A 23,776-nucleotide genomic window follows, 5' to 3' on the forward strand; every position below is an offset into this window, starting at 1 on the left:
ACATTCCGTCACATTCGACACGCCTTTTGTCACAGGCTAGGCTAATTTTCAACCATCTTCGCTTCAATGCATGCCGCCCAAAAGTGCGCGGCGTTTTTGGCGAATGGCATGCATCAAAAGACTTAAAAGCGCGTCACCTGAAACCATTTCGACGCGACGCGCTTTAACGGATAGCATGACTTGGGCGCCGACATTGACAGAATGATGGCTACATGGGATTGCCGGGGAAAGCGGATGTGGCGGAATTGGTAGACGCCCTGGATTTAGGTTCCAGTGCCGAAAGGCGTGGGGGTTCGAGTCCCTTCATCCGCACCATCCTTCGCTCTTCGAGCTTCGGATGGCAGGCCACCACCTGAGGCTCGAAGAGCCGAAGGTGTCCTCCGAAGCCTTGGCGAAGGAGGACCGGCGCTGTCAGTGCCAACCCAAGGCGCTAATAAAGCGGCTCCTCGAACAGCGTCTTGTCACCGTCCATCAGCGCCTTGATCTGTGCCGTGCCGTCGGGTGCGAGCGCGAGCTTGATGCCGAACGGCCGCACGCGCATGTCGTTCTGGATCGCCATTCCTTCGCCTTCCGGCACATAGAAGCGATCGATCCCGTAGTCCGGCGCGATCGTCATGTCGGGGCTACGAAGATCCCAGCCCGCGGCGACATGTCCGACGATATCCGCCTCGTCCGCGCCCGTCGGGGCCGGCGCTTTGCCGAACCAGGCCGCCGTCGGCTGCCAGTAACCGTCCGCGCCCTTCTTCAATCGCACCGCGATCGAACCGTCGTCGCTGGAAAAAGCGCCTTGCGGAATGTCGGCGATCAGCTTCACCGGAATCCGCGAAATGTTGTTGTTGAGCGAGACATAGTCGCCGCGCATGAGATCGCGCGGATCGACGGGCTCGACTTTCAGAAGCACTTCCTTGCCGTTGCGCAGGATTGCGGCGCGGCCGGCGATGATCCAGCTGAGAAAGCCGATCTGGACAAGCGCCAGCACCAGCGCCGCGATGATCAGTTTCTTGCCGGTCATGCCGTTGCTCCTGCCTTGGCGGGGGCCCTCATGCGTTTCTCGACGCGGATAATGATCAGCGCCAGGATACCGAGCAGCACGGCGGCGGCCAGGAAGAATCCGGCCGTATCGAGCATCGACCGCAAGGTGACGCCATAGATGATGGCGAGTTCGAAGGCGAAGCCGGCATAGGCCAGCCAGCGCAGCCCCCTGCTCTCGCGGCCGGCCAGCATGATCGCCGCCACGATGCCGGCAAGCGCCACGATCGAGGCGACGGCGAAACCGCTGTTGTAGGTGCTTTCATCCGCCAGCTCGAACTGGACGATCGCCATGCCGGTGAGGAAGCCGAACAAGGCGTGCAAGGGCAGCCGGCCGCCGAGTTGAAGGATCCTGTCGATCGGATCGCCCGTAAAGACCGAAGCGGCAAACAGCAGCGCCGATACGACGGCGAGCGAAACCGCCACCGGCAGCGTGTCGTGATCCGTCGCCAGCAAAACCAGATAGAAAATGACAGACAGAATGATGAGGTGGCGCGCGGCCCGGCTGCGCGTCCAGAACGAAATGGCGAACAGCACGACCGCCATGACGATGAAGAGATGCGGGATCTCCGCGCGCCAGTAGAAGCCGAACCCCTTGAGGACCAGCCAGGCGTCGGCGATGCCGACAGCCGCCACGGTCAGCGGATTGGAACGCAGCGCCACCGCCGCCAGCGCCGTGCCGGCGCACCATGTCAACAGCGCGGAGGCTTCGTCGCCCGAAAGGTGATACATCTGGCCGATGAGTGCGATCGAGCCGCCGAAGGCGGCGGCGGCGACGATCCACAGCGCCTCGCCGACCGCGGCATGGTCGCGCGTCTTCAGCACAGCGCCGCCGACATAGCCTGCGAGGATGACGGCAAACAGGGCCGCCACGCGAACGAGGCGCGGGATGGCCTCCCAGTTGGCGGCGACGAAAATCAGGATCGCCGCGCCGAACAAAAGCGCCGCCATCATCGCCAGGATGGAGCCGAAACTCAGTGACGCCCGCTCGTTGGCGGCGACGTCGCGTGTCAATGCCTCCGCCGTGGCGGGATCGATCAGCCCGGCCTCCCGCCATCGCGCGATATCCGCCCTAACCTGTGTTGCATAGCCCGCCATGCTTTCCCCCGAAGCTTGGTCATTTCCTTAGCCGGAACAGCCAAGCCGTTGACGCGGCGGCATTTTCCGATTCGGCCTTCTTTGTGACGCAGGCGTGAATGGCCGTTAATGTTGCATTGCACAATTTGCATTGCTGCCATGCGCCAACGGCACTTTTAAACCGATATGATCCCACCTATTTTCTGTTCGTACGCAAACGGAATGATCCGAACCAAAGACGAAACGAGAAGTACCATGAACCTGATCCGCAACTACCGCAACTGGCGCCGCTACCGGGACACCGTCTCCGAGCTGAGCCGCCTGTCGAACCGTGAACTGACCGACCTCGGCATCAGCCGCAGCGACATCCACTACGTCGCCCGCAAGGCGGTCTAATCCGCTTCGGACCGCAAATGGTCCGAACCAGTTTTTGAAGAGAGTAACGACAATGAACCTGATCCGCAGCTATCGTAACTGGCGCGTCTATCGCGACACCGTTACCGAGCTGGGTCGGCTTTCGAACCGCCAGCTCCATGATCTCGGCATCGTTCGCGACGAGATCAAGATGGTCGCCCGCAAGGCGATCTAAGGAATTTCGCCAGGGTCGACCTCCTCCCCGACCCTGACGGATACGGTCAACCTTCACCTCCTCCCGAGGGTTGACCACTGAAACGGCGCCCGCCGGACCTCCTCCCCCGGCGGGCGTTGTTCCCGAAGCGAACGTAGTTCGTCTTCGAAGGTTTCGCCCCTTCTCAAAGGCGAAAAGAATTTTCGTCCTCAAGGGCGATAAGGAATTTCGTCAAAGCCGACCTCCTCCCCGGCAATGGCGAATAAGGTCGATCTTCACCTCCTCCCGAGGATCGACCCCCGAAACGACACCCGCCGGACCTCCTCCCCCGGCGGGTGTTGTTGTTTTTGGCGCAGGCTTCCCACTTCGCCCGTTGCTGGCCGGCAATTGCAATCGTGCCGCCAAGCGACTATTCCGGCGCTCATGAGCAAAAAACCCGTACATGTCATTGGCGGCGGCCTCGCCGGCTCCGAGGCCGCATGGCAGATCGCTGAGGCCGGCATTCCGGTCGTGCTGCATGAAATGCGCCCGGTGCGCGGCACCGACGCCCACAAGACCGACAGTCTGGCCGAGCTCGTCTGCTCGAACTCCTTCCGCTCCGACGACGCCGAAAACAATGCGGTCGGCCTGCTGCATGCCGAAATGCGGCTTGCCGGCTCGCTGATCATGAGCGCCGGCGACGCCAACCAGGTTCCGGCCGGCGGTGCGCTGGCGGTCGACCGCGACGGCTTTTCCAATGCGGTCACCGCGAAGATCGAAGCGCATCCGCTGATCGCCATCCAGCGCGAGGAAGTGCCGGGACTGCCGCCCAAGGATTGGGACCAGGCGATCATCGCCACCGGCCCGCTGACGGCGCCTTCGCTGGCGCAGTCGATCGCCGAGGCGACCGGCGCCGATGCGCTCGCTTTCTTCGACGCCATCGCGCCGATCGTGCATTTCGACGCGATCGACATGAACACGGCCTGGTTCCAGTCGCGCTACGACAAGGTCGGCCCCGGCGGCACCGGCAAGGACTACATCAACTGCCCGATGGACAAGGACCAGTATCTCGCCTTCGTCAAGGCGCTGCTCGACGGCCAAAAGACCGAGTTCAAAGAGTGGGAAGGCACGCCCTATTTCGACGGCTGCCTGCCGATCGAGGTGATGGCCGAGCGCGGTGTCGAGACCCTGCGTTACGGGCCGATGAAGCCGATGGGGCTGACCAACGTCCACAATCCGACGGTCAAGGCCTATGCGGTGGTGCAGCTTCGCCAGGACAATGCGCTGGGCACGCTCTACAACATGGTCGGCTTCCAGACCAAGCTGAAGCATGCCGAGCAGGTGCGCATCTTCCGCACCATCCCTGGCCTTGAAAACGCGGACTTCGCGCGTCTCGGCGGCCTGCACCGCAACACCTACATCAACTCGCCGACGCTGCTCGATCCGTCGCTGCAGCTCAAATCGCGGCCGGGCCTGCGCTTTGCCGGCCAGATCACCGGCTGCGAAGGCTATGTCGAAAGCGCCGCCATCGGCCTGCTCGCCGGCCGCTTCGCCGCCGCCGAACGGCTCGGCCAGACGCCCTCGCTGCCGCCCTCAACCACCGCCTTCGGCGCACTGCTCAACCACATCACCGGCGGCCATATCGTCTCCGACGACGAGCCCGGCAAACGCTCCTTCCAGCCGATGAACGTCAATTTCGGTCTGTTCCCACCCGTGGAAGCACCGAAGACCGAAGGCAAGCGTCTGCGCGGCAAGGACAAGACCGTCGCCAAAAGGCACGCCATCACCTCCCGCGCCCTGGCTGAATGCAGGGCATGGTTGGGGCTGCCGGGCAGAGCTGAGGCAGCCGAATAAGCTTTTCTGTCCCATTGGCCATGCATATAAAGTAGGATATCATCCCACTTTATATGCATGGAGCGATGTCAATGGAATCTGCCGAGAAACTATCCATCACCGTCACGCCTGCCATGGCTCGCATGATCCGCGAGAAAGTCGAGGACGGGTCTTTCGGCTCCGCCAGCGAAGTCGTCCGCGCAGCGCTCCGCGCCTTCCAGCGCGAAGAGGAAGAGCATGCCGAGCGCATGGCATCGATCCGGGCGCGGGTGAAGGCTTCGATCGAGGACAAGAGGCCGAACCTTTCAGGAGAACAGGTGCGCGCTCATCTTCAAGGGCTGTTTGCCGAGTATTCGAGCCCCGACGACGATTCAGCGGCTTGAAGTCGAATACAACCAAAGCGCGAGAGATGATCTCGCTAATATTTTCAGACACATAGTCGAGGCTAGCGGAAACCCTCACGTCGCGTTGAAATTCGTTCTGCGCATCGAAGACCGCTGCCAGAACATCGGCAACGCCCCTCGCGGCGGCCGAACTCGCGACGATATCGTACTAGGCTTGCGAACCGTCCCTTTCGAGCATTCTGCCGTCATCACCTATGTTGTCGAAAGCGATGTCGTTCGCATCATCAACATCTTCTACGGCGGCCGCGATTTTGAAGCCCTGATGCGCGGCGGCGACCCACCCTGAAAAGGTGGCTACTCCGCCGGCTCGGGCACCCGCCCTGGCAATCCCGGCTTTCCTGCCTCTCCCGGATTCCTCCGCACATAAGCCGCCTTCAGCGTCTCGGACGTATCGCGCGAGCCGTCATGGCTCCAGCCCGGCGGCTGGATGAGATAGTTCAACCGCTGTGCAATCGTCAGCCCCGGCGCCAGCGCATCCTTGAACATGCCGATCCATTCATGGAATGCCACCTTCAGCGGGTTGAAGGTGCCGATATTCTTGACGATTCCGTAGCGCGGCCGATCTTCCTCCAGTTCAGCGACAAAGGTGCCGAACATGCGGTCCCAGATGATCAGCGTGCCGGCATAGTTGGCGTCGAGATAGCGCGGATTGGTAGCGTGGTGGACGCGGTGGTGCGAGGGCGTGTTGAAGACGAACTCGAACCAGCCCCACATCCTGCCGATCGTCTCGGTATGGATCCAGAACTGCCAGACAAGGTTGAAGCCGAAGACGAAGGCGATCACCGCCGGATGGAAGCCGAGCAGCACCAGCGGCGCTTGCAGGATGAAGGTGATGGTGAACAGGCCGGTCCAGCTTTGCCTCAGCGCCGTCGAGAGATTGTAGTGCTGGCTGGAGTGATGGTTGACGTGCTCGGCCCACACCCAGCGCACCCGGTGCGCGATGCGGTGATAGACATAGTAGCGCAGGTCATCGAGCAGGAAGGCAGCGACGAACACCCAGATCGACAGGCCGAGATTGAAGAAGCGGAACTGCCAAAGCCAGAGCAGCGCCCAGTAGGACACGACGCCGAGCAGCAAGCCTGCGACGACATTGCCCGTCCCCATCATCAGGCTGGTCAGCGTATCGCGCGTTTCGAACGATCCCTTGGCGCGGCCGCTGCGCACCAGCCAGAGCTCGATCAGGATCGCCGCGACGAAGAACGGAATGGCAAGCTGGGTGACCTGCGGGAAATTATACTCATCCATCACGCAGCCTTTCGGATCTGATCACGGCCTTGCAGCGCCGCCGCCACGGCCAGCGCGCCGGCCTCGTCGGCAAAGACGAACGTGCCGCCCTTCCAGGTGAAATCGTTCGACCGCATCGACACCACATTCCCCTCCCTGGCCAGCGCCAGAACGTCTCGCGGCCTGACGATGCGCGTCAGAAAACAGTCGCCTATGCTCTGGACGATGCCGCAACGCTGCGGGCCTAGCTCAAGGAACGCGGCATGGCTGTCGGCCGTCAGCTGCACGGTACTCGGCCTCTCGTCGGGAAAATCCTCGGCAAAGCGTGCGAGCGCCTGATCCGGTCCGGCAAGCGTCGCGGTCGTCGTACCGCCGGTGAAGTGCACGGCGGCGACGGACAAGGCGATGCCGAACACGACAAGAACGACCAGGACTGGCAGGCTCATGGAAAGGCTACTCCTCCGGCGGCCCGCATTTCTTTGACGCGAGTCCACATGAACGAAACCCCTAGCACGATTGACGTTTACGTCAAAGGGGCGTCCAGCCCCGCATCGCATGTCGCAGGAGCAGCCAGTGGCGGCGCAGGATGGAGAGCGTCGCCGTCGAGCCGAGCGGCGACCCGCCCGCCTTCTCCATCTTGTCGAGATAGACACGGGTCAGCGCCAACGGCAGGAAAGCAGGCCGCAGCGCGACAGGAAGCGCCGGCGCGCCTTTCTCGAAGGCGTTGAGATGGTCCCGCGCCAGCGCGATCATCGCAGCGACCGCGCGTTCCGCGGCAGGCCCGCCCTCGCCCTTGACGAACTCTTCCGGCGTCGTGCCGGCGGCCGCCAGGATGTCCGCGGGCACGAAACACTGGCCGCGCCGACGATGCAGCGGCAGCAGAAGCAGCAGGCCGGTGATGGCCTGAGCGCAACCGGCCCGGCCCGCCAGTTCGGCGAAGCGCGGCGCCACGACCGGATCGAGCACCATGGCCGCAAGCTGGATCAGTGCAGCGGCCGTTTCGCCGCAATAGCCCTCGAGGTCGGTCCGCGACGGCATCGGATCGTCATAGAGATCGAAGATGCGCGCCTCGAGCATGTTGTCGAAAGCGGATTTCGGCAGATGATTGCCGACGATCGCGGCCTTCAGGGCATCGGCGATCGGATGGCCGGTCTCCTCCGGCCCGTCCGCCGCGATGACGTCGCGCCACCACTGCAGCCTGACCTCGCCCGGCAGTGGCTCGTGGATGCGATCGCGCACGCCGGCGATCTCGGCGTTGAAGGCGTAGAGCGCGAGCAGCGTGTCGCGCCTGTCGGCCGGCGCGTAGAGCGCCGACAGATACCGGTCATGGTCGGCGGCGCGCACCGCATCCATGACGACGTCGCCATTCTTGGCGATGTTGGACGTGCCGGCCATTCAGTCGACGGCGATCAGCGCAGCGGCCACCGCACGGTCTTCGGCGAGCAGCACGTTGTAGGTCCGCACCGCCGCCCCGGTCGACATCGGGTCGGCCGAGATCCCGGCCTCCTTGAGCGCGGCGCGCAGCGCCGCCGGCAGCGGCCGCAATTCCTTGCCCATGCCGACCAGCAGAATCTCCACCCTGCCGGCCTCGGCGAACAGCCTGTCGAAATCCGAGGCCTTCAGCGCCAGCGGATCGGCCGGCTCCCAACCATGGATGCCCGACGGCAGGACGAGCAGCGAGCCCCGATGCGACATGTCGGCAAAACGGAAGCCGCCATTGCCATAGGCCTCGATCGGCGCCTTGCCCGGGAAATGCGCCTCGCGGATGATGATGCCTTTGGCCATGGGTCTAGAGCATGATGCCGAAAAGTGTGGAGCGGTTTTCGGACGACATCATGCTCTATCTCTTTGATTTGGAGCCGGATGATTTCAGGTCGGCTCGACCTGAAATCATCTGGCTCTGACGGCGTCAGGTCGCCACGGCCTTGCCGTTCACCGGCTTCTTCTCTTCTTCGGTGGCGGCCTGCGGCCGCAACCGGAACAGGATCAGCAGCGGCGCGGCGATGAAGATCGACGAATAGGTGCCGAACACCACGCCGAACAGCATTGCCAGCGTGAAGGAGCGGATCACCTCGCCGCCGAACAGCACCAGCGCCAACAGCGCCAGGGACGTGGTGACAGAGGTCAGCGTGGTTCTCGACAGCGTCTCGTTGATGGCGTTGTTCAAGAGCTGCGGCAGCGGCATCTTCTTGTATTTTCGCAGATCCTCGCGCACGCGGTCATAGACGACGATGGTGTCGTTCAGCGAATAGCCGATGATGGTCAGGATCGCCGCCAGCGACGACTGGTTGAACTCAAGTCCTGTCAAGACGAAGAAGCCGATCGTCATCACCACATCGTGCACCGTGGCGACGATGGCGCCAACGGCGAACTGCCATTCGAAGCGGAACCAGACATAGAGCAGGATGCCGGCCAGCGCGATCAGCATGGCGATGGTGCCCTGCTTGGCGAGCTCGCCGGAAACGGTCGGCCCCACCACTTCGACGCGGCGGAAATCATACTGGTCCTGCAATTCGCCCCGCACCTTGTCGATGACGGTCTGCTCGGCGTTCTCGCCGGCGTCCTGCGTGCCGACACGGATCAGCACGTCGTTCGGCGCGCCGAACTGTTGCACCTGGATCTCGCCGATGTTGAGCTCGGAGAGCCTGCTGCGGATATCGCCAAGATCGGCATCGCCCTTTTTGGACTGCACCTCGATCAGCGAGCCGCCCTTGAAGTCGATGCCGTAGTTGATGCCTAGCGTCAGGAACCCGACGACCGACAGGATCGACAACGTGCTGGAGAGAGCAAATGTCCAGCGGCGGATGCCCATGAACGGGATCTTCGTGCCCGGCGGAATGAAGGTGACCGGCGCGCGCGGCAATTCCTTCGGACGAGCGCGGCGCAGCCAGATCGACACCAGCATGCGGGTGAAGGTGAAGGCGGTGAAGACCGTCGTCAGAATGCCGATGGCATAGGTGATGGCGAAGCCCTTCACGGGACCGGTGCCCAGAAAGAACAGCACGACGGTCGCGATCAGGGAGGTGACGTTGGAATCGACGATTGTCGCAAGCGCCTTGGAGAAACCGGTGTCGATCGCCTGGATGACCGAGCGGCCGTTGCGCCGCTCCTCGCGGATGCGTTCATAGATCAGAACGTTGGAGTCCACCGCCATGCCGATGGTGAGCACGATACCGGCGATGCCGGGCAAGGTCAGCGTGGCGCCGAGCAGCGACAGCGCGCCGACGATCATCGCCACGTGCACGGCCAAAGCGATATTGGCGATGAAACCGAGGAAACCATAGGCGACGAACATGAAGGCGACGACGAGGATTGAGCCGATCACACCCGCCACCTTGCCGGCGTGGATGGAGTCCTGACCAAGGCCGGGGCCGACGGTACGCTCTTCGATGATGGTCAATTTGGCCGGCAGGGCGCCGGCGCGCAGCAAGACGGCGAGGTCGTTGGCGCTCTCGGCCGTGAAATTGCCGGAGATCTGCCCGCTGCCGCCGAGGATCGGCTCGCGGATCACCGGCGCCGAAATCACCTGGTTGTCGAGCACGATGGCGAACGGCTTGCCGACATTCTGCTGGGTCGCCTGGCCGAACCGCGTCGCTCCGCGGGAATTGAAGGTGAACGAAACCACCGGCTCATTGGTCTGTGAATTATAAGTCGGCGTCGCATTCGACAGGTCTTCGCCCGAGACGATAACGCGGTTCTCGACCAGGTAAGGAACCGGAGGATCGTCCTGCGAATAAAGGATCGAGTCGCCAGCCGGCGGGCGATTCTTCATCGCGTCCTGGACCGGCACCGACGTGTCGACCATCTGGAACGTCAGCTTGGCGGTCTGGCCGATAATGTCCTTGAGCCTTTGCGGGTTCTGGAGCCCGGGCACCTGGACCAGGATGCGATCGTCGCCCTGCCGCTGCACGATCGGCTCGGTCGTGCCTAGCGCGTTGACGCGTCGCTCCACCACTTCAATCGCCTGCGAGAGCGCGGTCGAGGTACGATATTTGATGCCGGCATCCGTAACGGTGAACTTCAACAGCCCCGGCTCGGAATCGTCCAGCGCCATCGACTGCACGGAACCACCGGCAAACAGACCGGCCGTGACCGGGTTGGTTATCGGCTTCAGCGCGGTCTTGGCGGCGTCGAGCTGGCTCGCATCGTTGATGCGCACCTGCACGGTTCGGCCTGTTCCGCCAAGGCCGGTATATTGAATCTTGGCGTCGCGCAGCAGCGTCCTGATCTCGTCGCGCGTCGTCTGCAGCTGATCCTTGATCAGGTCGTTCTGATCCATCTGCAGCAGGATGTGTGAGCCGCCCTGAAGGTCGAGGCCGAGCGTCATCTGCCGCTTCGGCACCCAGCTCGGCAGTTGCGCCAGCGTGCTTGCCGGGAAAAGGTTGGGCGCGGCGAGGATCACTGTGATGGCCACGGCGAGCCAGATCAGGATCATCTTCAGGCGCGAGAAATAGAGCATTCGTTCTTATCCGTTCAGGCGTACAAGCGGCAGCGTTCCGCCATCGGCTAGATTATCAGCTATGGTTTTCGTTCCAACCACGGTCGGCCCTATCGTGCTTCCTCGACGATTGTCAATCTCGCCGGCAGCGCGCCGGTGCGGAATAACAGGGCAAGCTCCTTGGCGTTGTCGACCGTGAAATTTCCCGATATCTGCACGGTGCCGTGCTCGATGGGTTCACGGATCATAGGTGCCGAAATCACCTGACCGTCCAAAATCACCGCAAATGGCTTGCCGATATTCCGAGTGGTTGCCCACTTGAAACGTTGCGTACCCTTGGAATCGAGCCGGAATGCGACGACAAACTGTTCTGTCGAACTGTCGCGGATCGCCTCCGCGTCCAGCACGCTGTCGCCCGACACAAGCACCCGGTCTTCGACCAGATAGGGAACTGGCGGATCATCCAGCGTGTAAAGCACGCTTGAACCGGCAGGCGCCTGGCCGTTGACCGCATCGTTCACAGGCGTCGACGTATCGACCAATTGGAAGCTCAGTCGGCCTTGCCGCGCAAGGGTTTGCGCCAGGCTGTGCAAATCCGCGACGCCTGGCGCCTGAACCAGTATGCCGTCATCCGTCAACTGGATCGCGGGATCGGCCACGCCAAGTTCATTGAGGCGATTTTTGATGACCTCGATCGACTGTGTGAGCGCGGCATAGGTTCGATACTTCGCACCGGCATCGGTCATGGTGAACTTCAACAGGCCGCGCTCGCTATCGTCCAGCGCAAACTCCTGGACCGGACCTTCCTTGCCGGCAATGGGATCGATCACCGCCTTGAGTGCCGCTTTGGCGGCCTCGACTTGCGCGGGATCGCCAATGCGCAGTTGAACCGTGAGGCCCGATACGACAAGGCCGCTATAGCTGATCCTGGATTCGGCGTCGCGAAGCAGCGTCCTGACCTGGTCGCGCATTGCTTCCAGCCGGCGGGTTTTTACCTGGTCGGTATCCAGGCGAAACAAAATATGCGCGCCGGGCACCGCGGCGAGAACATTCGGCGCGCCGAAGGCCATCGAGATCAGGGCAAGCCCGATCAAAATGACCTTCAGGCGCGAAAGATAGACCATATGCCGCCGTTCGTCAGAACCCTGCCCGCGGCCATCACCGCTGGGATTTCGCCTACTTCTTGGCGTTCTGGTTCGCCACCGGTTCGCCCTTGACGCGCACGTCCGAGATCGTCGAGCGCAGCGCGGTCACCTTGGTTCCGCCGCCAAGGTCGATCTCCAGCTCATTGTCGTCGATCACCTTGGTCACCTTGCCGACGAAGCCGCCGCCGGTCACCACCGTGTCGCCGCGGCGCACCGCCGAAAGCATTTCCTGGCGCTTCTTCAGCTGCGCGCGCTGCGGCCGGATGATCAGAAAATACATGATCACGAAAATCAGGACAAACGGCAAAATCGAGATAAGCATGTCTGGCGAAGCGCCGACGCCCTGGGCGTATGCCGGTGTAACGAACATCAAGAAACTCCTGGATGGTGAAATACCGCCGGGGCGGCCCCGCGAAAATTTGGCCGGAATATAGTCGGTAAACTTGCCAATGCAACTGCGCTGCGAGGCCAATCCGTTGCTTTTCCAGCCGTTTGCGGCGTGCTAGAGCGTCGCAGCGGAAGCCGCTTCGAGGCCACCGAAAAGATCATGCTCCAACAAAAGCTTGGGCCTGGTTCTTGCAGCGACGCCGTGGAAGCTGCTCCCACATGCTGAAATATCACGACAAAAAGACCTGATATGACCGACAGCCTGGACGCATTGAACAAGAAACTCGACCGCCTGATCGAGGCGGTTTCCCGCCTCGCCCCGCCGCCGGTTCCGCAGACCGACCTCGGCGTTGCCGACTGCTTCGTCTGGCAGGCGAACCCTGGCTTTCTGGAACCGGTGCGCAAGGTCAACCGCGTCGACATCGGCCTGATCCGCGGCGTCGACCGCGTGCGCGACATCCTGCTCGACAACACCGAACGCTTCGCGTCCGGCTATGCGGCCAACAACGTGCTTTTGTGGGGCGCGCGCGGCATGGGCAAATCGTCCCTGGTCAAGGCCGTGCATGCCACCGTCAACGCCTCCGACAAGCTCGACCGGCCGCTGAAGCTGATCGAGATCCACCGCGAGGACATCGACACGCTGCCCAAGCTGATGGGTCTCCTGAAGGCAGCGCCTTATCGGTTCATCCTGTTTTGCGACGACCTTTCCTTCGACCATGACGACACGTCATACAAGTCGCTGAAGGCGGCGCTCGAAGGCGGCGTCGAGGGCCGCCCCACCAACGTCATCTTCTACGCCACGTCCAACCGGCGGCATCTGTTGCCGCGCGACATGATCGACAATGAGCGCTCGACCGCCATCAACCCCTCGGAAGCGGTGGAGGAAAAAGTCTCGCTTTCCGACCGTTTCGGCCTGTGGCTCGGCTTCCACAAATGCTCGCAGGACGAGTATCTCGACATGATCGACGGCTATGTCCGCTATCACGGCCTGGCGTCCGACCCCGAGCAGCTGCGCGCCGAGGCGCTGGAATGGGCAACCACGCGCGGCAGCCGCTCCGGCCGCGTCGCTTGGCAGTTCACCCAGGATCTCGCCGGCCGGCTTGGCAAGCCGCTGAAGGATTAGGCCTGGCCATGATCGCGAACCGAACCTTCGGTTCTCACGGCCAAAACAAAAATTGAAAAAGCCCGCTCCTTGCGGAGCGGGCTGAAGACGGCGGGCCGGACTGGAGGTCAGGCGGCCCGCAAAACGGTTCTTGTTCTATTCGAGATAGCCCGTCGGATCGACCGGGGCCGAATTCTTGCGCACTTCGAAGTGCAGCTTGGGCGAGTCGGTCGTGCCGCTCATGCCGGACAGCGCGATCTCCTGGCCGCGCTTGACCTTCTGGCCGCGCTGCACCTCGATCGAGCTTGCATGGCCATAGACGGTGACCAGGCCGTTCTCGTGCCGCACCAGCACGGTGTTGCCGAATTCCTTAAGACCGTCGCCGGCATAGATGACGACGCCGTTCTCGGCCGCCTTGATCGGCGTTCCTTCCGGCACCGCGATGTCGACGCCGTCCTTGCCGGAACCGAAGCCGGAGATCACGCGGCCGCGCACCGGCCAGCGCATCTTGCCGATGCCGGTCGCGTCAGGCGCCACCGCATCGTCGTCCTCGGCCTGCTGGATGACCTTGGCGTCCTTCTTCGGCGGCGTGTAGGAAGCGAGCGTCTGCGACGGCGTCGTCTTCGCCGGCGGCTGCGTCGTCGCCGTGGTCACCGGATCGACCGCCGGCTTGGCGGTGGTAGCGGCACCCTTGGCCGCTGCGACAGCGACCGTGCCGCCGGCCGGAACCTTGAGCGTCTGGCCGATCTTGAGGAGGCCGTCCTGCATGCCGTTGGCCTGCTTCAGCGCCACGACGCTGACGCCGGTCTTCCTGGCGATCGAGGACAGCGAGTCGCCCTGCTGCACGGTGTAGGAGCCGCTGGCGCCAGCCGGCTTGGCCTCGGCCATCCGCGGCGCGGGCTTGGGGTTCTTCGAGCCGCTGGCCGCGGCCGATGCATCGACCCGAGCGGCCGACTTGCCGTCCTTGACCTTGGGCTGCTGCGGCAGCACAGCGACCTTTTCCGGCGCGGGCTGCTTCGGCGTGTTCGTCGGCTTGCCTTCGGCGACCCTTGGCTCCGTCTTGCTGGAATAGGCATAGGCGGGGATGACGATCTTCTGGCCGCTGCGAATGCCCTTCTTCGGATCGATCCCGTTGACCTTGGCGATGGCATCGGCCGGCACATGGTAGTGCGCTGCCAGGCCCGAAAGTGTCTCGCCGTCCCGCACCACGATTTCGGTCGCGTGCCGCGCAGCGCTCGCATCGGGCTCGGCGGTCTTGAACGGCTTGGCCGCGGCAACCGTGCCGGTGGCCGTCCTGTCGAGATGCGGCGCGGGAGCAAGCGCCGGAGCCGGCGCGAGGGCGGGAGCCGAAGCGGTACGCATCGGCTTTGCCGGCGCCGGCGCCGAGGGAGGCGGCAATTGCTGGGCTGTAACCGGCTCAAGGCTCGAGCGGCTCACCGACTGGGTATGCGTGCCGTCGACCGGCGCAGGCGCGACAGTATCGCCCGGATAGGGCTGGTCGACATTCTGCTTGTTGATGATGGCACGCTGATTGTTGGTGGAGGATGTGAAGACATCATCGACACCGTTGAAGCGCATCGACTGGGAACTGCACCCGGCCGCCGCGCCGGCAATCATCAGGACAGCGCAACCGCGCGCCAGATTGCGTCTGTTTGCCTTCAAGTGATTGAATTGCATCGCACTAACCCGCACAGACCCGGTACAAACTGGCTGCAATTAAAGCGCGTTAATGTTACTGGCCGGTTAACCCATTAGAATCCGGCGAAAATTTTCTTAAAACATTGGCGGAAATTTTGGCGCGGCCAAAATCCGGGCGACGGCGACGCGGACATCTCGGCTTTCCGGCGCATTCGCGGCTGGTTCTTGGGACCGCGGGCTTCGCTTCATTTGCCAGGCCGGGAACAAAGTTCAATCGCCGAACATCGAAGTGATCGGCCCGGACGCCGCAGTCTCCTATCCAAGTATAGTTTGGATTCAAATATTCCCGAGTGTTGCTTCCAGGTAACGGGATTTCCGGATCGAGTTCCGATACCGTCAGGGAACTTGGGAGGGTCCTTCAATGAAATGTTTTCTCGTCGCCGCGGCGTTTGCCGCTGCCTTGGGCGCCGCCGCGCCTGCATCCGCCGCCGATCTCACCGAAACGCCTGTCGCCGCGAGCTATGACTGGAGTGGCTTCTACATCGGCGCCAATGGCGGCTGGGGATCGAGCCACTCATGCTGGGACGCTCAACTTGCCGGCCTTTCTTTCAGTGAGGGCTGTCACAACGCCACCGGCGGCACCGTCGGCGCACAGCTTGGCTATCGCTGGCAGCGCAACGACTGGGTGTTCGGGCTCGAAGCGCAAGGCAGCTGGGCCGATCTGAAGGGATCCAATGTCAGCGAATTCATTCCCCCTTTTATAGATCGTTCCCGCGTCGACTGGTTTGGGCTGCTGACGGCCCAGGTCGGATACAGCGTCGACAACGCTCTCATTTACGTCAAAGGCGGCGCGGCCGTGACTCACGACCGTTTTGAGGTCCTCTTTCCCCCGGATATCCCCGCTGGCAAGACCGGCGATCAGACCCGGTGGGGCGGCGCGCTGGGCGCGGGCCTCGAATACGGCTTCGCCCCGAATTGGTCACTCGCAATCGAATACGATCACCTGTTCATGCCCGACAAGACCACTGCTTTCGCGGCCGTCGGGCTGCCCTTTCCGTTCGGCACGGATCGGATCGGCCAGGACGTCGATCTGGTCGGCTTGCGGCTGAACTTCCACTGGAATGGTTGAGAAAAGCTAGATCACCGCGGCGATGCTGCGCAGGATCGGCTGCAGCCTGACCATGCCGATGTCCTCGCGCTCGAAGCGGCTGCCCACCTTGGTGAGTTTGGCCAGCACCTGCTCGCCTTCCTCCGGGCCGATCGGCGCGATGACGATGCCGCCGCTCGACAGCTGGTCGAGCAGGAAGCGCGGCAGGTTGTCGAAAGCCGCCCAGGCGACGATGCGGTCGAACGGCCCTTCATTGGGCAGGCCGTTGGAGCCATCGGCCTGGCGGGCGATGACGTTGCTGATGGCAAGCGCCTCGAAGCGCTGCTTGGCTTGCTCGGTCAGCGTCTTGTAGCGGTCGATGGTGATGACGCGCGCCGCAAGCCGCGACATGACGGCTGCCGTGTAACCCGAGCCGGTGCCGATCTCGAGCACGCGATTGCCCGGCTCGATGTGAAGCGCTGCGATCACCGCCGCCTGCAGATCGGCGCCCTCGATTGCCTCGCCGCATTCGATCGGCAGCATGCCGTCCGACCAGGCGATCGCATGGAACTGGGCCGACAGGAAACCACGCCTTGGCGTCGCCTCGAAGGCCGCGACCAGCGCTTTCGGCGCCGTGCCCCTGCCCCGCAGCCTGAGCAGGAAAGCGGCGAAACCTTCGCGGTCGTCCATGCCCGTGTTCATGCCAAAACCGTGTTCATGCCAACGCCTTGTTCATGACAGCGCCTTGGTCAGCTGGTCGCGGAGTTCATGGGCGGTGAGGTCGAGTTGCAGCGGCGTCACCGACACCAGCCGGTTGCGCATTGCATAAAGGTCCGTGCCCTTCTTGCCTTCGACCGGCTCGCGGCCGAAACGCAGCCAGTAGTAAGGCAGGCCGCGCCCGTCGCGCCGCTCGTCGACCCACAGGCTGTGCACCAGCTTGCCCTGCGCGGTGACGACGGTGCCCTCCACTTCGTCGGGGGCGCAGTTGGGGAAATTGACATTGAGCAGCACGCCTTCCGGCAGCGGCGTTTCCACCAGGCGCTTGAGCAGCGCCGGCGCCAGCGCCTCGGTCGTCTCGTAAGGAACGACGCGGTCCTCGCCGACATAGGAATAGGCCTGGCTGACCGCGATCGAGCGCACGCCGAGCAGCGCGCCTTCCATGGCGCCGGCAACGGTGCCGGAATAGGTGACGTCGTCGGCGATGTTGGCGCCGGAATTGACGCCGGACAGGATCAGGTCAGGCGGGCCGGGTAGGATTTTTTTCGTGCCCATGATGACGCAGTCGGTCGGCGTGCCGCGCACGGCGTAATGCTTCTCGCCGATCTTGCGCAGCCGGAGCGGCTCCGAAATCGACAGCGAATGCGCATAGCCGGACTGGTCCTGCTCGGGCGCCACCACCCAGACATCGTCCGACAGCGTGCGGGCTATGCGTTCGAGCGACGCCAGCCCCTCAGCGTGGATGCCGTCGTCGTTGGTCAGGAGAATGCGCATGCGGTCACTTCGATTCGATCTTGGTAAGACCACCCATGTAAGGCCGCAGCACTTCAGGAATGGTTACGCTGCCATCCTCATTCTGGTAGTTTTCGATGACGGCTATGAGAGCGCGGCCGACCGCGGTGCCCGAGCCGTTCAACGTATGGACGAAGCGATTGCCCTTGCCGTCCTTGTCCTTGTAGCGGGCATCCATGCGCCGGGCCTGGAAATCGCCGCAGACCGAGCAGGACGAGATTTCGCGATAGGCGTTCTGCCCCGGCAGCCAGACCTCGATGTCGTAGGTCTTGCGCGCGCCGAAACCCATGTCGCCGGTGCACAGCGTCACCGTGCGGAACGGCAGGCCGAGCCGCTTCAGCACCTCTTCGGCGCATTGCGTCATGCGCTCGTGCTCCGCGATCGAGCTTTCCTGGTCGGTGATCGAGACCAGCTCGACCTTGTAGAACTGGTGCTGGCGCAGCATGCCGCGCGTATCGCGGCCGGCGGAACCCGCTTCCGAACGGAAGCACGGCGTCAGCGCGGTGTAGCGCAGCGGCAGCTTCTCATGCGCGGTGATCTCCTCGCGCACGAGGTTTGTCAGCGGCACCTCGGCCGTCGGGATCAGGCCGAGGCGACTGTCGCCATGCGGCGTGAAGAACAGGTCCTCCTCGAATTTCGGCAGCTGATTGGTGCCGAAAAGCACCTCGTCGCGCACCATCAGCGGCGGGATGATCTCTTCGTAACCGTGCTCGGTGGTGTGCAGATCGAGCATGAACTGGCCGAGCGCGCGCTCCAGGCGCGCCAGCTGGCTCTTCAGCACCGTGAAGCGCGAGCCGGACAGTTTCGCCGCGCGCTCGAAATCCATCATGCCGAGTGCTTCGCCGACCTCGAAATGCTCCTTCACCCAGTTCGGGCGTGTCGGTACGTCGCCGACGAGGCGCTTGACGACATTGTCGTGCTCATCCTTGCCAATCGGCACGTCTTCGAGCGGCACGTTGGGCAGCACGGCAAGCGCGTCGTTAAGCGCCGTGTCGAGCTCGCGCTCGCGCGCCTCGCCATTCTGGATGAACACCTTGATGTCGCTGACTTCGCTCTTGAGCTTCTCGGCAAGTGCTGAATCGCCCGAACGCATGGCGTTGCCGATCTCCTTCGAGGCGGCGTTGCGACGCTCCTGCTTGACCTGCAGCTCACTGAGATGCGAACGCCGCGCCTCGTCCTTCGCGACCAGATCGTCGACCGTGGACTGCGCCTCGCCCGCCGACCACGAGCGCTTCACCAGCGCCTCGACAAGGGCCTTCGGGTTGTCGCGAATCCATTTGATGTCAAGCATGGTCGATCCTCAAACTAATGCATGTCGCCCAAAAGTGTGCAGCGGTTCCGGGAAAACGACATGCATGAAAATAGAGACTTAAACCGCGTCGCGCGCTTTAATGCATGTCGCGCAAAAGTGACCTCGGTTTTGCGACAACGACATGCATCAAGCAACGACCTAAAGCGCGTCGCGTGAATCCGTTTCGACGCGACGCGCTTTAAGGATCGAGGGCGTAAACCGCATCCGTCGTCGATGCAAGACGGCGGGCAAATGGACCGCTGCGATTTCCTGCCCCAGGCGGCGCCTTTTAGGTCAGGAGGCCGAGGTGTCCGGCGTGTCGCTCGAAACCGAACTCCCCGCCTCCGCCTGCTCGCGCGCCAGGCGGTCGCGCGCCTGGGCGCGCTCGATCATGCGCGAGGACCAGATGGCAACCTCGTAGAGGATGATGGTCGGGATAGCGAGGCCGCATTGGCTCATCGGATCGGGCGGCGTCAGCACCGCGGCGACCACGAAGGAAAGGACGATCGCCCATTTGCGCTTCTCGGCCAGCGCCTGCGACGACAATATGCCGACGCGCGTCAAAAGGCTGGTCACCACCGGCAGCTGGAACACCAGACCGAAGGAGAAGATCAGCGTCATGATCAGGCTGAGATATTCCGACACCTTCGGCAGTAGGGAGATCTGCACCTGGTCGTTGGTGCCGGTCTGCTGCATGGCGAGGAAGAACCACATCACCATCGGGGTGAAGAAGAAATAGACCAGCGAGGCGCCCATCAGGAACAGGATGGGCGAGGCGATCAGGAACGGCAGGAAGGCGCTGCGCTCGTTCTTGTAGAGGCCCGGCGCGATGAACTTGTAGATCTGCGTGGCAATCAGCGGGAAAGCGATCACCATGCCGCCGAACATGGCGAGCTTCACCTGGGTGAAGAAGAACTCCTGTGGCGCGGTGTAGATCAGCTCGACCTTGTGCGGGTCGAGGCCTGCCCATTGCGTCGCCCATTTGAAAGGGATGACCAAAAGGTTGAACAGGCGCTTGGCGAAGAAGAAGCAGACGAGAAAGGCGACAAAGAAGCCGCCCAGCGACCAGATCAGCCGGCGGCGCAGCTCGATCAGGTGTTCGATCAGCGGCGCGGACGATTTTTCGATTTCTTCCTTTTCCTTGTCCGAAACGCTCACTTGGTGTCGCCCGCCATCTTCTTGCTGTCGGTTGCCTTCTTCGCCGTGGCTGGCTTTGCCTCAGCCTTGGGCGCCGCCTTCCTGGCGGGCGCGGCGACTTTAACCGAGGCCGATGAGGGTTTGGCCGGCGCCTTTGCGGCCGGTGCCTTCGCTGCCGCAACTGCCTTTGCCGTGGCGCCAGTCGTCTTTGCCTTGGCGGTCACCGCCTTTTTCGCCGGCTTGGCCGGCACGGCGGCGTCAGAAACCGGTGCGGTGACGGAGGCGTCGGTCATGGCCGGGAAGGCTGGAGCGGCAGACGCAGCCTCGGGTCCACCGGCGCCAGGCAGGTCCGTCGCGCCGTTCTTGAGCGGCTCGGCGGCTTGCGGAGTCTCTGCCGCCGGTGCTGTCGGATCGGCGGCCGGCTTGGGCTTCATCATCGTATCGACGCCGGCCCGCACGTCGGCCGCGGCCTGCTCGAACGGATTGAGCTGCTTGCGCACCTCGTTCAGCGGATTGAGACCGCGAAGGCTATCGATCGAACTCTTCACGTCGTCGAGCTCTGCTTCCTTCAGCGCCTCGTTGAACTGCTTCTGGAAGTCGCCGGCCATGGCGCGCAATTTCGCCGCGGTGCGACCGAAGGTGCGCAGCATGTTGGGCAAATCCTTAGGCCCGACGACCACGATCATGACAACCGCGATCACCAGCAGTTCGCTCCAACCGACTTCAAACATGACAATCTATTCCGACGAGTGCCTACCGCCCAAAAATGCGAAGCGGTTTTGGGACAACGGCATGCTCAAACCAACAACCGGGATCAGCTCTTGCTGACCTTTTCCTTGGCCGGCGAAACAGTCTCGTCAGCGCGATGTTCGACGGTACGCTTGTCGTCGGCGTCGTCGTCGGCCATGCCCTTCTTGAAGCTCTTGATGCCCTTGGCCATGTCGCCCATCAGTTCCGGGATCTTGCCGCGGCCGAACACCAGAAGCACGATGACCAGCACGATCATCCAATGCCAAATCGAAAATGAACCCATTGCTATTCTCTCTCGAATGTTTTCCCTGGCGATGATCTATGCGTTTTCGCTCGGGGATTCAAACACAACCGCTAGGAAGTTGATAAAATGGCTAGCGGATGTCACGCACTTTCGGCGTGAGCGGCTTGCTACCAATCCGCGCAGCCTCTGCTAATAGACCATTCGCGGCGATTTGATGATCACTCGTCAGTGACGCGCGGCGTCAACAGCCCGAGTTCCTCGAGGTCGATATCGGTCAGCGCGTCCTCGTCTTCGGCGAGCGCATCGGGATCGGCCGGCGGCACCGGCATCGAGAAATTGGCCGGCATGCGCGTCGAGAGCAGGCCAGCGCCCTTCAGCTCCTCCATGCCGGGCAGATCGCGGATCTCTTCCAGCGCAAAATGATCCAGGAAAGCGTCTGTGGTGCCATAGGTCACAGGCCGCCCGGGCGTGCGGCGGCGGCCGCGCATCCTGACCCATTCCGTTTCGAGCAACGTATCGAGTGTGCCTTTCGACGTCTCCACGCCTCTGATGTCTTCGATCTCGGCGCGCGTCACCGGCTGGTGATAGGCGATGATCGCCAGCACTTCGAGCGCCGCGCGCGAAAGCTTTCTCTGCTGGACGGAGTCCCGGCTCATCAGGAAAGCCAGGTCGCCTGCGGTGCGGAAAGCCCAGGCATCGCCGACCCGTACCAAGTTTACGCCGCGCTTGGCATAGATTTCCTGCAGATCCGCCATTGCGGCGGCAATGTTCACGCCTTCCGGCAGGCGCGCGGCAAGCTGCTTTTCGCTGACCGGCTCGGCGCTGGCGAAAATGATCGCCTCGGCCATGCGCACGGCTTCCGACAATTGCAGCCGCTCGGCCGGGTTCTCGATGGAACCCTGCTCCGGCATCTCGTCTTCCGGCTCGTCCTCGACCTTGAACGGGATGACCGAAGCGTTGGCGCGTTCGCTCATGATACCACCTCGACTGCCCTTACCCCTTGCGCGCGGCCGCGCAGATAGATCGGCGCGAACACCTGATCCTGGCGCATGTCCAATTTGCCCTCGCGCACCATTTCCAGCGTCGCCGCGAAGGAACTGGCCATCGCCGTGCGCTTCTCTTCCGGCGCGGCCAGATATTCGATCAGGAAGCTGTCGAGCGTCGTCCAGTCGCCGACCGAGCCGATCAGCCGCGCCAGCACCTCACGCGCATCCTTCAACGACCAAACGGCGCGCCGGGCAATCGTCACATTGTTGATCGCCTGCTTCTGGCGCTGCTGCGCATAGGCGGTGAGCAGATCGTAGAGCGAGGCCGAAAAGCTGTTGCGCTTCTCGATGATCACCATTTCCGGCAGGCCGCGCGAAAAGACGTCGCGGCCGAGACGGTTGCGGTTGACCAGACGCGCCGCGGCGTCGCGCATGGCTTCCAGCCGCTTCAGCCGGAATTGCAGCACCGCCGCGAGTTCCTCGCCGCTTTCGCCCTCTTCGCCCGGCTGCTTCGGGATCAGCAGCTTCGATTTCAGGAAGGCGAGCCACGCCGCCATCACCAGATAGTCGGCGGCAAGCTCGAGCCTCAGCGCCCGCACCTTCTCGACGAAGGCCAGATATTGCTCGGCGAGCGCCAGGATCGAAATGCGCGCCAGATCCACCTTCTGGTTGCGGGCTAGATGCAAGAGAAGATCGAGCGGACCTTCGAAACCAGCCACATCAACGACCAGCGACGGGTCGCCTGTCAGGCGTGAATCGTCGTTCTCGGCCCACAGACGGTCCATCGGTGCGGCCTTCGCGGCCTTGCCTTCCAATGTCTCCGCCACTTGCCCTTCGTCCTTCGGTTCAGGCCACCGCTTCGAAATAGGTGGCGAATTCTGCGCGTATCGCCGTTTCGTCGGCGACGTCGCGATCCTTTATATAGGTCAGCGCCCGCTCGGCTCTCGCCAAGGACTTGCCCGACAGCGCCGTCGTGCGCGAGGCGATCCCCGACATCTCCTCGAAAACGCCGTTACAATGAAGGACGAGATCGCAGCCGGCCGCAAGGATCGCGGCCGCCTTTGTCGGGAAGTCCCCAGAAAGTGCCTTCATCGAGGTGTCGTCGCTCATCAGCAGCCCGTCGAAGCCGATCTCGCCGCGGATCACCTGATCGACGACCTTGGCGGATGTGGTCGCCGGATTATCGGGATCGACGGCGCTGTAGACGACATGCGCCGTCATCGCCATCGGCAGCTCCCTAAGCGCCGTGAACGGGGCGAAATCATGCCGGCGGAGCTCCTCCAGCGGCGTATCGACGGTCGGCAGCGCGAAATGCGTGTCGGCAAAGGCGCGGCCGTGGCCTGGAATATGTTTCATCACCGGCAGCACGCCGCCGGACATGAGCCCCTCGGCAGAAGCCCGGCCAAGCTCGATCGCGGCATTGGGCTCCTTGCCATAGGCGCGCGCGCCGATGACGTCGCTGGCGCCTTCGACCGGCACATCGAGCACCGGCAGGCAGTCGGCGGTGATGCCCAGGCGCGAGAGATCGAAGGCATGCAGCCGCGCCATCAGCCAGGCGGCGCGGCGGCCGGCCTCGCGATCGTCGCGCCACAACGCGCCAAGCGCGCCGCCGGCCGGATAGTTCGGCGCCAGCGGCGGGCGCAGGCGCTGCACCCGGCCGCCTTCCTGGTCGATGAAGACCGGAGCGTCCGGGCGGCCGACGCTGTCGCGCATCGAGGCGACAAGGTCGCGGATCTGCCCGGCTTCGCCGATGTTGCGCGCAAACAGGATGAAGCCCCAGGGACGTTCATCGCGATAGAAGCGGATTTCGTCTTCGGCGAGGGATTTCCCGGCGCAGCCGAGGATCATGGATTTTGATTCGCTCATGCACCAAAGCTTAAGGCTTTGGGCGGGCAAAGGGAATCACCCCTGCCCTCCGACCAGCCAAAGCCCACAACCGTCCACAACG

Annotated in this window: 26 protein-coding genes and 1 tRNA gene; 8 read left to right on the plus strand and 19 right to left on the minus strand. The window is 63.1% G+C overall.

The genetic code is table 11. From position 1 onward, the window contains the following. The first annotated feature begins 230 nt into the window (after positions 1 to 230). Positions 231 to 315, plus strand: a tRNA-Leu gene (locus FJ417_RS14285). A gap of 115 nt (positions 316 to 430) precedes the next feature. On the opposite strand, the gene FJ417_RS14290 is transcribed toward FJ417_RS14285, so the two are convergent. Both FJ417_RS14290 and FJ417_RS14295 read right to left on the minus strand, forming a co-directional pair. Then, positions 431 to 1,012 carry a GDYXXLXY domain-containing protein gene (locus tag FJ417_RS14290; protein WP_140783896.1) on the minus strand — a complete coding sequence of 194 codons (582 nt, stop codon included), beginning with the start codon at positions 1,010 to 1,012 and terminating at the stop codon, positions 431 to 433. Beyond that, positions 1,009 to 2,127, minus strand: coding sequence for a DUF2157 domain-containing protein (locus FJ417_RS14295; protein ID WP_140783897.1), 1,119 nt, complete (start codon positions 2,125 to 2,127; stop codon positions 1,009 to 1,011). The genes FJ417_RS14290 and FJ417_RS14295 overlap by 4 nt, the downstream gene beginning before the upstream one ends. 234 nt (positions 2,128 to 2,361) lie before the next feature. Between FJ417_RS14295 and FJ417_RS14300 the strand changes: the two genes are divergently transcribed. The 5 genes from FJ417_RS14300 (at position 2,362) to FJ417_RS14320 (ending at position 5,176) form a co-directional block, all read left to right on the plus strand. Continuing rightward, positions 2,362 to 2,502 (plus strand): DUF1127 domain-containing protein, encoded by a 141-nt coding sequence (locus tag FJ417_RS14300; RefSeq protein ID WP_006335194.1) that lies wholly within the window; start codon positions 2,362 to 2,364, stop codon positions 2,500 to 2,502. A 52-nt stretch (positions 2,503 to 2,554) separates the two neighbouring features. After that, the gene (locus FJ417_RS14305) at positions 2,555 to 2,695 is read left to right on the plus strand and encodes a DUF1127 domain-containing protein (protein ID WP_084508100.1); all 141 of its coding nucleotides are present in this window, start codon (positions 2,555 to 2,557) and stop codon (positions 2,693 to 2,695) included. A 402-nt stretch (positions 2,696 to 3,097) separates the two neighbouring features. Continuing rightward, positions 3,098 to 4,507 carry a methylenetetrahydrofolate--tRNA-(uracil(54)-C(5))-methyltransferase (FADH(2)-oxidizing) TrmFO gene (trmFO, locus tag FJ417_RS14310; protein WP_140783898.1) on the plus strand — a complete coding sequence of 470 codons (1,410 nt, stop codon included), beginning with the start codon at positions 3,098 to 3,100 and terminating at the stop codon, positions 4,505 to 4,507. Positions 4,508 to 4,578: 71 nt separating this feature from the next. Then, on the plus strand, positions 4,579 to 4,869 hold the full coding sequence (locus tag FJ417_RS14315) for a type II toxin-antitoxin system ParD family antitoxin (protein WP_140646717.1): 291 nt from the start codon (positions 4,579 to 4,581) through the stop codon (positions 4,867 to 4,869). After that, entirely contained in the window at positions 4,829 to 5,176 is a 348-nt protein-coding gene (locus tag FJ417_RS14320) for a type II toxin-antitoxin system RelE/ParE family toxin (RefSeq protein WP_348639932.1), read from the plus strand. Before FJ417_RS14315 ends, FJ417_RS14320 begins: the two co-directional genes overlap by 41 nt. 8 nt (positions 5,177 to 5,184) lie before the next feature. Here FJ417_RS14320 and FJ417_RS14325 read toward each other — a convergent pair whose 3' ends face one another. The 7 genes from FJ417_RS14325 to yajC all read right to left on the minus strand — a co-directional run bounded on the left by FJ417_RS14325 (position 5,185) and on the right by yajC (position 12,067). After that, positions 5,185 to 6,135 carry a sterol desaturase family protein gene (locus FJ417_RS14325; protein WP_181183215.1) on the minus strand — a complete coding sequence of 317 codons (951 nt, stop codon included), beginning with the start codon at positions 6,133 to 6,135 and terminating at the stop codon, positions 5,185 to 5,187. Continuing rightward, complete coding sequence (locus FJ417_RS14330; protein WP_140783900.1) at positions 6,135 to 6,560, minus strand: hypothetical protein; 426 nt, start codon at positions 6,558 to 6,560, stop codon at positions 6,135 to 6,137. Before FJ417_RS14330 ends, FJ417_RS14325 begins: the two co-directional genes overlap by 1 nt. An 82-nt stretch (positions 6,561 to 6,642) precedes the next feature. Further along, entirely contained in the window at positions 6,643 to 7,509 is an 867-nt protein-coding gene (locus FJ417_RS14335) for a phytoene/squalene synthase family protein (protein WP_246687459.1), read from the minus strand. After that, positions 7,510 to 7,899, minus strand: coding sequence for an Mth938-like domain-containing protein (locus FJ417_RS14340; protein ID WP_140646714.1), 390 nt, complete (start codon positions 7,897 to 7,899; stop codon positions 7,510 to 7,512). Positions 7,900 to 8,023: 124 nt separating this feature from the next. Beyond that, positions 8,024 to 10,573 (minus strand): protein translocase subunit SecDF, encoded by a 2,550-nt coding sequence (gene secDF, locus FJ417_RS14345; protein WP_140708112.1) that lies wholly within the window; start codon positions 10,571 to 10,573, stop codon positions 8,024 to 8,026. A gap of 89 nt (positions 10,574 to 10,662) precedes the next feature. After that, complete coding sequence (locus FJ417_RS14350) at positions 10,663 to 11,676, minus strand: hypothetical protein (protein ID WP_140783901.1); 1,014 nt, start codon at positions 11,674 to 11,676, stop codon at positions 10,663 to 10,665. A 52-nt stretch (positions 11,677 to 11,728) separates the two neighbouring features. After that, positions 11,729 to 12,067, minus strand: coding sequence for a preprotein translocase subunit YajC (gene yajC, locus FJ417_RS14355; protein ID WP_095765024.1), 339 nt, complete (start codon positions 12,065 to 12,067; stop codon positions 11,729 to 11,731). A 267-nt stretch (positions 12,068 to 12,334) separates the two neighbouring features. On the opposite strand from yajC, the gene FJ417_RS14360 reads away from it, so the two are divergent. Continuing rightward, the gene (locus FJ417_RS14360; protein ID WP_140783902.1) at positions 12,335 to 13,207 is read left to right on the plus strand and encodes an ATP-binding protein; all 873 of its coding nucleotides are present in this window, start codon (positions 12,335 to 12,337) and stop codon (positions 13,205 to 13,207) included. A gap of 135 nt (positions 13,208 to 13,342) precedes the next feature. Here the strand turns inward: FJ417_RS14360 and FJ417_RS14365 are convergent, their stop codons facing one another. Further along, complete coding sequence (locus FJ417_RS14365; protein WP_140783903.1) at positions 13,343 to 14,863, minus strand: LysM peptidoglycan-binding domain-containing M23 family metallopeptidase; 1,521 nt, start codon at positions 14,861 to 14,863, stop codon at positions 13,343 to 13,345. 382 nt (positions 14,864 to 15,245) lie between these two features. Here FJ417_RS14365 and FJ417_RS14370 point away from each other — a divergent pair, with 382 nt between their 5' ends. Then, positions 15,246 to 15,953: an outer membrane beta-barrel protein gene (locus FJ417_RS14370; protein ID WP_140783904.1), complete on the plus strand. Its 708-nt coding sequence runs from the start codon at positions 15,246 to 15,248 to the stop codon at positions 15,951 to 15,953. Between the two features lie 6 nt (positions 15,954 to 15,959). Here FJ417_RS14370 and FJ417_RS14375 read toward each other — a convergent pair whose 3' ends face one another. The 9 genes from FJ417_RS14375 to nagZ all read right to left on the minus strand — a co-directional run bounded on the left by FJ417_RS14375 (position 15,960) and on the right by nagZ (position 23,694). After that, positions 15,960 to 16,613: a protein-L-isoaspartate(D-aspartate) O-methyltransferase gene (locus FJ417_RS14375; RefSeq protein WP_140783905.1), complete on the minus strand. Its 654-nt coding sequence runs from the start codon at positions 16,611 to 16,613 to the stop codon at positions 15,960 to 15,962. Positions 16,614 to 16,643: 30 nt separating this feature from the next. Further along, complete coding sequence (surE, locus tag FJ417_RS14380; RefSeq protein WP_140646707.1) at positions 16,644 to 17,402, minus strand: 5'/3'-nucleotidase SurE; 759 nt, start codon at positions 17,400 to 17,402, stop codon at positions 16,644 to 16,646. A gap of 4 nt (positions 17,403 to 17,406) precedes the next feature. Beyond that, a complete protein-coding gene (gene serS / locus FJ417_RS14385; RefSeq protein ID WP_140783906.1) occupies positions 17,407 to 18,711 on the minus strand; it encodes a serine--tRNA ligase in 1,305 nt (434 codons plus the stop codon). Positions 18,712 to 19,005: 294 nt separating this feature from the next. Beyond that, positions 19,006 to 19,869, minus strand: coding sequence for a twin-arginine translocase subunit TatC (tatC, locus tag FJ417_RS14390; protein ID WP_140646705.1), 864 nt, complete (start codon positions 19,867 to 19,869; stop codon positions 19,006 to 19,008). Next, entirely contained in the window at positions 19,866 to 20,579 is a 714-nt protein-coding gene (gene tatB, locus FJ417_RS14395; protein WP_140783907.1) for a Sec-independent protein translocase protein TatB, read from the minus strand. The genes tatC and tatB overlap by 4 nt, the downstream gene beginning before the upstream one ends. An 83-nt stretch (positions 20,580 to 20,662) precedes the next feature. Beyond that, positions 20,663 to 20,881, minus strand: coding sequence for a twin-arginine translocase TatA/TatE family subunit (locus FJ417_RS14400; protein ID WP_027167260.1), 219 nt, complete (start codon positions 20,879 to 20,881; stop codon positions 20,663 to 20,665). 179 nt (positions 20,882 to 21,060) lie between these two features. Beyond that, on the minus strand, positions 21,061 to 21,816 hold the full coding sequence (gene scpB / locus FJ417_RS14405; protein ID WP_140783908.1) for an SMC-Scp complex subunit ScpB: 756 nt from the start codon (positions 21,814 to 21,816) through the stop codon (positions 21,061 to 21,063). Continuing rightward, complete coding sequence (locus FJ417_RS14410; protein WP_140783958.1) at positions 21,813 to 22,613, minus strand: ScpA family protein; 801 nt, start codon at positions 22,611 to 22,613, stop codon at positions 21,813 to 21,815. The genes scpB and FJ417_RS14410 overlap by 4 nt, the downstream gene beginning before the upstream one ends. A 61-nt stretch (positions 22,614 to 22,674) precedes the next feature. Then, complete coding sequence (gene nagZ / locus FJ417_RS14415; protein ID WP_140783909.1) at positions 22,675 to 23,694, minus strand: beta-N-acetylhexosaminidase; 1,020 nt, start codon at positions 23,692 to 23,694, stop codon at positions 22,675 to 22,677. Between the last annotated feature and the right edge of the window lie 82 nt (positions 23,695 to 23,776).

The organism is Mesorhizobium sp. B3-1-7 (assembly GCF_006439385.1).
Taxonomy (GTDB): domain Bacteria; phylum Pseudomonadota; class Alphaproteobacteria; order Rhizobiales; family Rhizobiaceae; genus Mesorhizobium.

Coding starts and splice junctions, on each gene's coding strand:
- nagZ (WP_140783909.1), bottom strand. CDS start 23,694: ATGAGCGAATCAAAATCCATGATCCTCGGCTGCGCCGGGAAATCCCTC.
- FJ417_RS14325 (WP_181183215.1), bottom strand. CDS start 6,135: ATGGATGAGTATAATTTCCCGCAGGTCACCCAGCTTGCCATTCCGTTC.
- FJ417_RS14295 (WP_140783897.1), bottom strand. CDS start 2,127: ATGGCGGGCTATGCAACACAGGTTAGGGCGGATATCGCGCGATGGCGG.
- FJ417_RS14400 (WP_027167260.1), bottom strand. CDS start 20,881: ATGGGTTCATTTTCGATTTGGCATTGGATGATCGTGCTGGTCATCGTG.
- secDF (WP_140708112.1), bottom strand. CDS start 10,573: ATGCTCTATTTCTCGCGCCTGAAGATGATCCTGATCTGGCTCGCCGTG.
- FJ417_RS14300 (WP_006335194.1), top strand. CDS start 2,362: ATGAACCTGATCCGCAACTACCGCAACTGGCGCCGCTACCGGGACACC.
- FJ417_RS14315 (WP_140646717.1), top strand. CDS start 4,579: ATGGAATCTGCCGAGAAACTATCCATCACCGTCACGCCTGCCATGGCT.
- surE (WP_140646707.1), bottom strand. CDS start 17,402: ATGCGCATTCTCCTGACCAACGACGACGGCATCCACGCTGAGGGGCTG.
- FJ417_RS14360 (WP_140783902.1), top strand. CDS start 12,335: ATGACCGACAGCCTGGACGCATTGAACAAGAAACTCGACCGCCTGATC.
- FJ417_RS14365 (WP_140783903.1), bottom strand. CDS start 14,863: ATGCAATTCAATCACTTGAAGGCAAACAGACGCAATCTGGCGCGCGGT.
- FJ417_RS14330 (WP_140783900.1), bottom strand. CDS start 6,560: ATGAGCCTGCCAGTCCTGGTCGTTCTTGTCGTGTTCGGCATCGCCTTG.
- serS (WP_140783906.1), bottom strand. CDS start 18,711: ATGCTTGACATCAAATGGATTCGCGACAACCCGAAGGCCCTTGTCGAG.
- FJ417_RS14370 (WP_140783904.1), top strand. CDS start 15,246: ATGAAATGTTTTCTCGTCGCCGCGGCGTTTGCCGCTGCCTTGGGCGCC.
- FJ417_RS14290 (WP_140783896.1), bottom strand. CDS start 1,012: ATGACCGGCAAGAAACTGATCATCGCGGCGCTGGTGCTGGCGCTTGTC.
- tatB (WP_140783907.1), bottom strand. CDS start 20,579: ATGTTTGAAGTCGGTTGGAGCGAACTGCTGGTGATCGCGGTTGTCATG.
- FJ417_RS14410 (WP_140783958.1), bottom strand. CDS start 22,613: ATGGACCGTCTGTGGGCCGAGAACGACGATTCACGCCTGACAGGCGAC.
- FJ417_RS14305 (WP_084508100.1), top strand. CDS start 2,555: ATGAACCTGATCCGCAGCTATCGTAACTGGCGCGTCTATCGCGACACC.
- scpB (WP_140783908.1), bottom strand. CDS start 21,816: ATGAGCGAACGCGCCAACGCTTCGGTCATCCCGTTCAAGGTCGAGGAC.
- yajC (WP_095765024.1), bottom strand. CDS start 12,067: ATGTTCGTTACACCGGCATACGCCCAGGGCGTCGGCGCTTCGCCAGAC.
- FJ417_RS14350 (WP_140783901.1), bottom strand. CDS start 11,676: ATGGTCTATCTTTCGCGCCTGAAGGTCATTTTGATCGGGCTTGCCCTG.
- FJ417_RS14335 (WP_246687459.1), bottom strand. CDS start 7,509: ATGGCCGGCACGTCCAACATCGCCAAGAATGGCGACGTCGTCATGGAT.
- FJ417_RS14340 (WP_140646714.1), bottom strand. CDS start 7,899: ATGGCCAAAGGCATCATCATCCGCGAGGCGCATTTCCCGGGCAAGGCG.
- FJ417_RS14375 (WP_140783905.1), bottom strand. CDS start 16,613: ATGAACACGGGCATGGACGACCGCGAAGGTTTCGCCGCTTTCCTGCTC.
- trmFO (WP_140783898.1), top strand. CDS start 3,098: ATGAGCAAAAAACCCGTACATGTCATTGGCGGCGGCCTCGCCGGCTCC.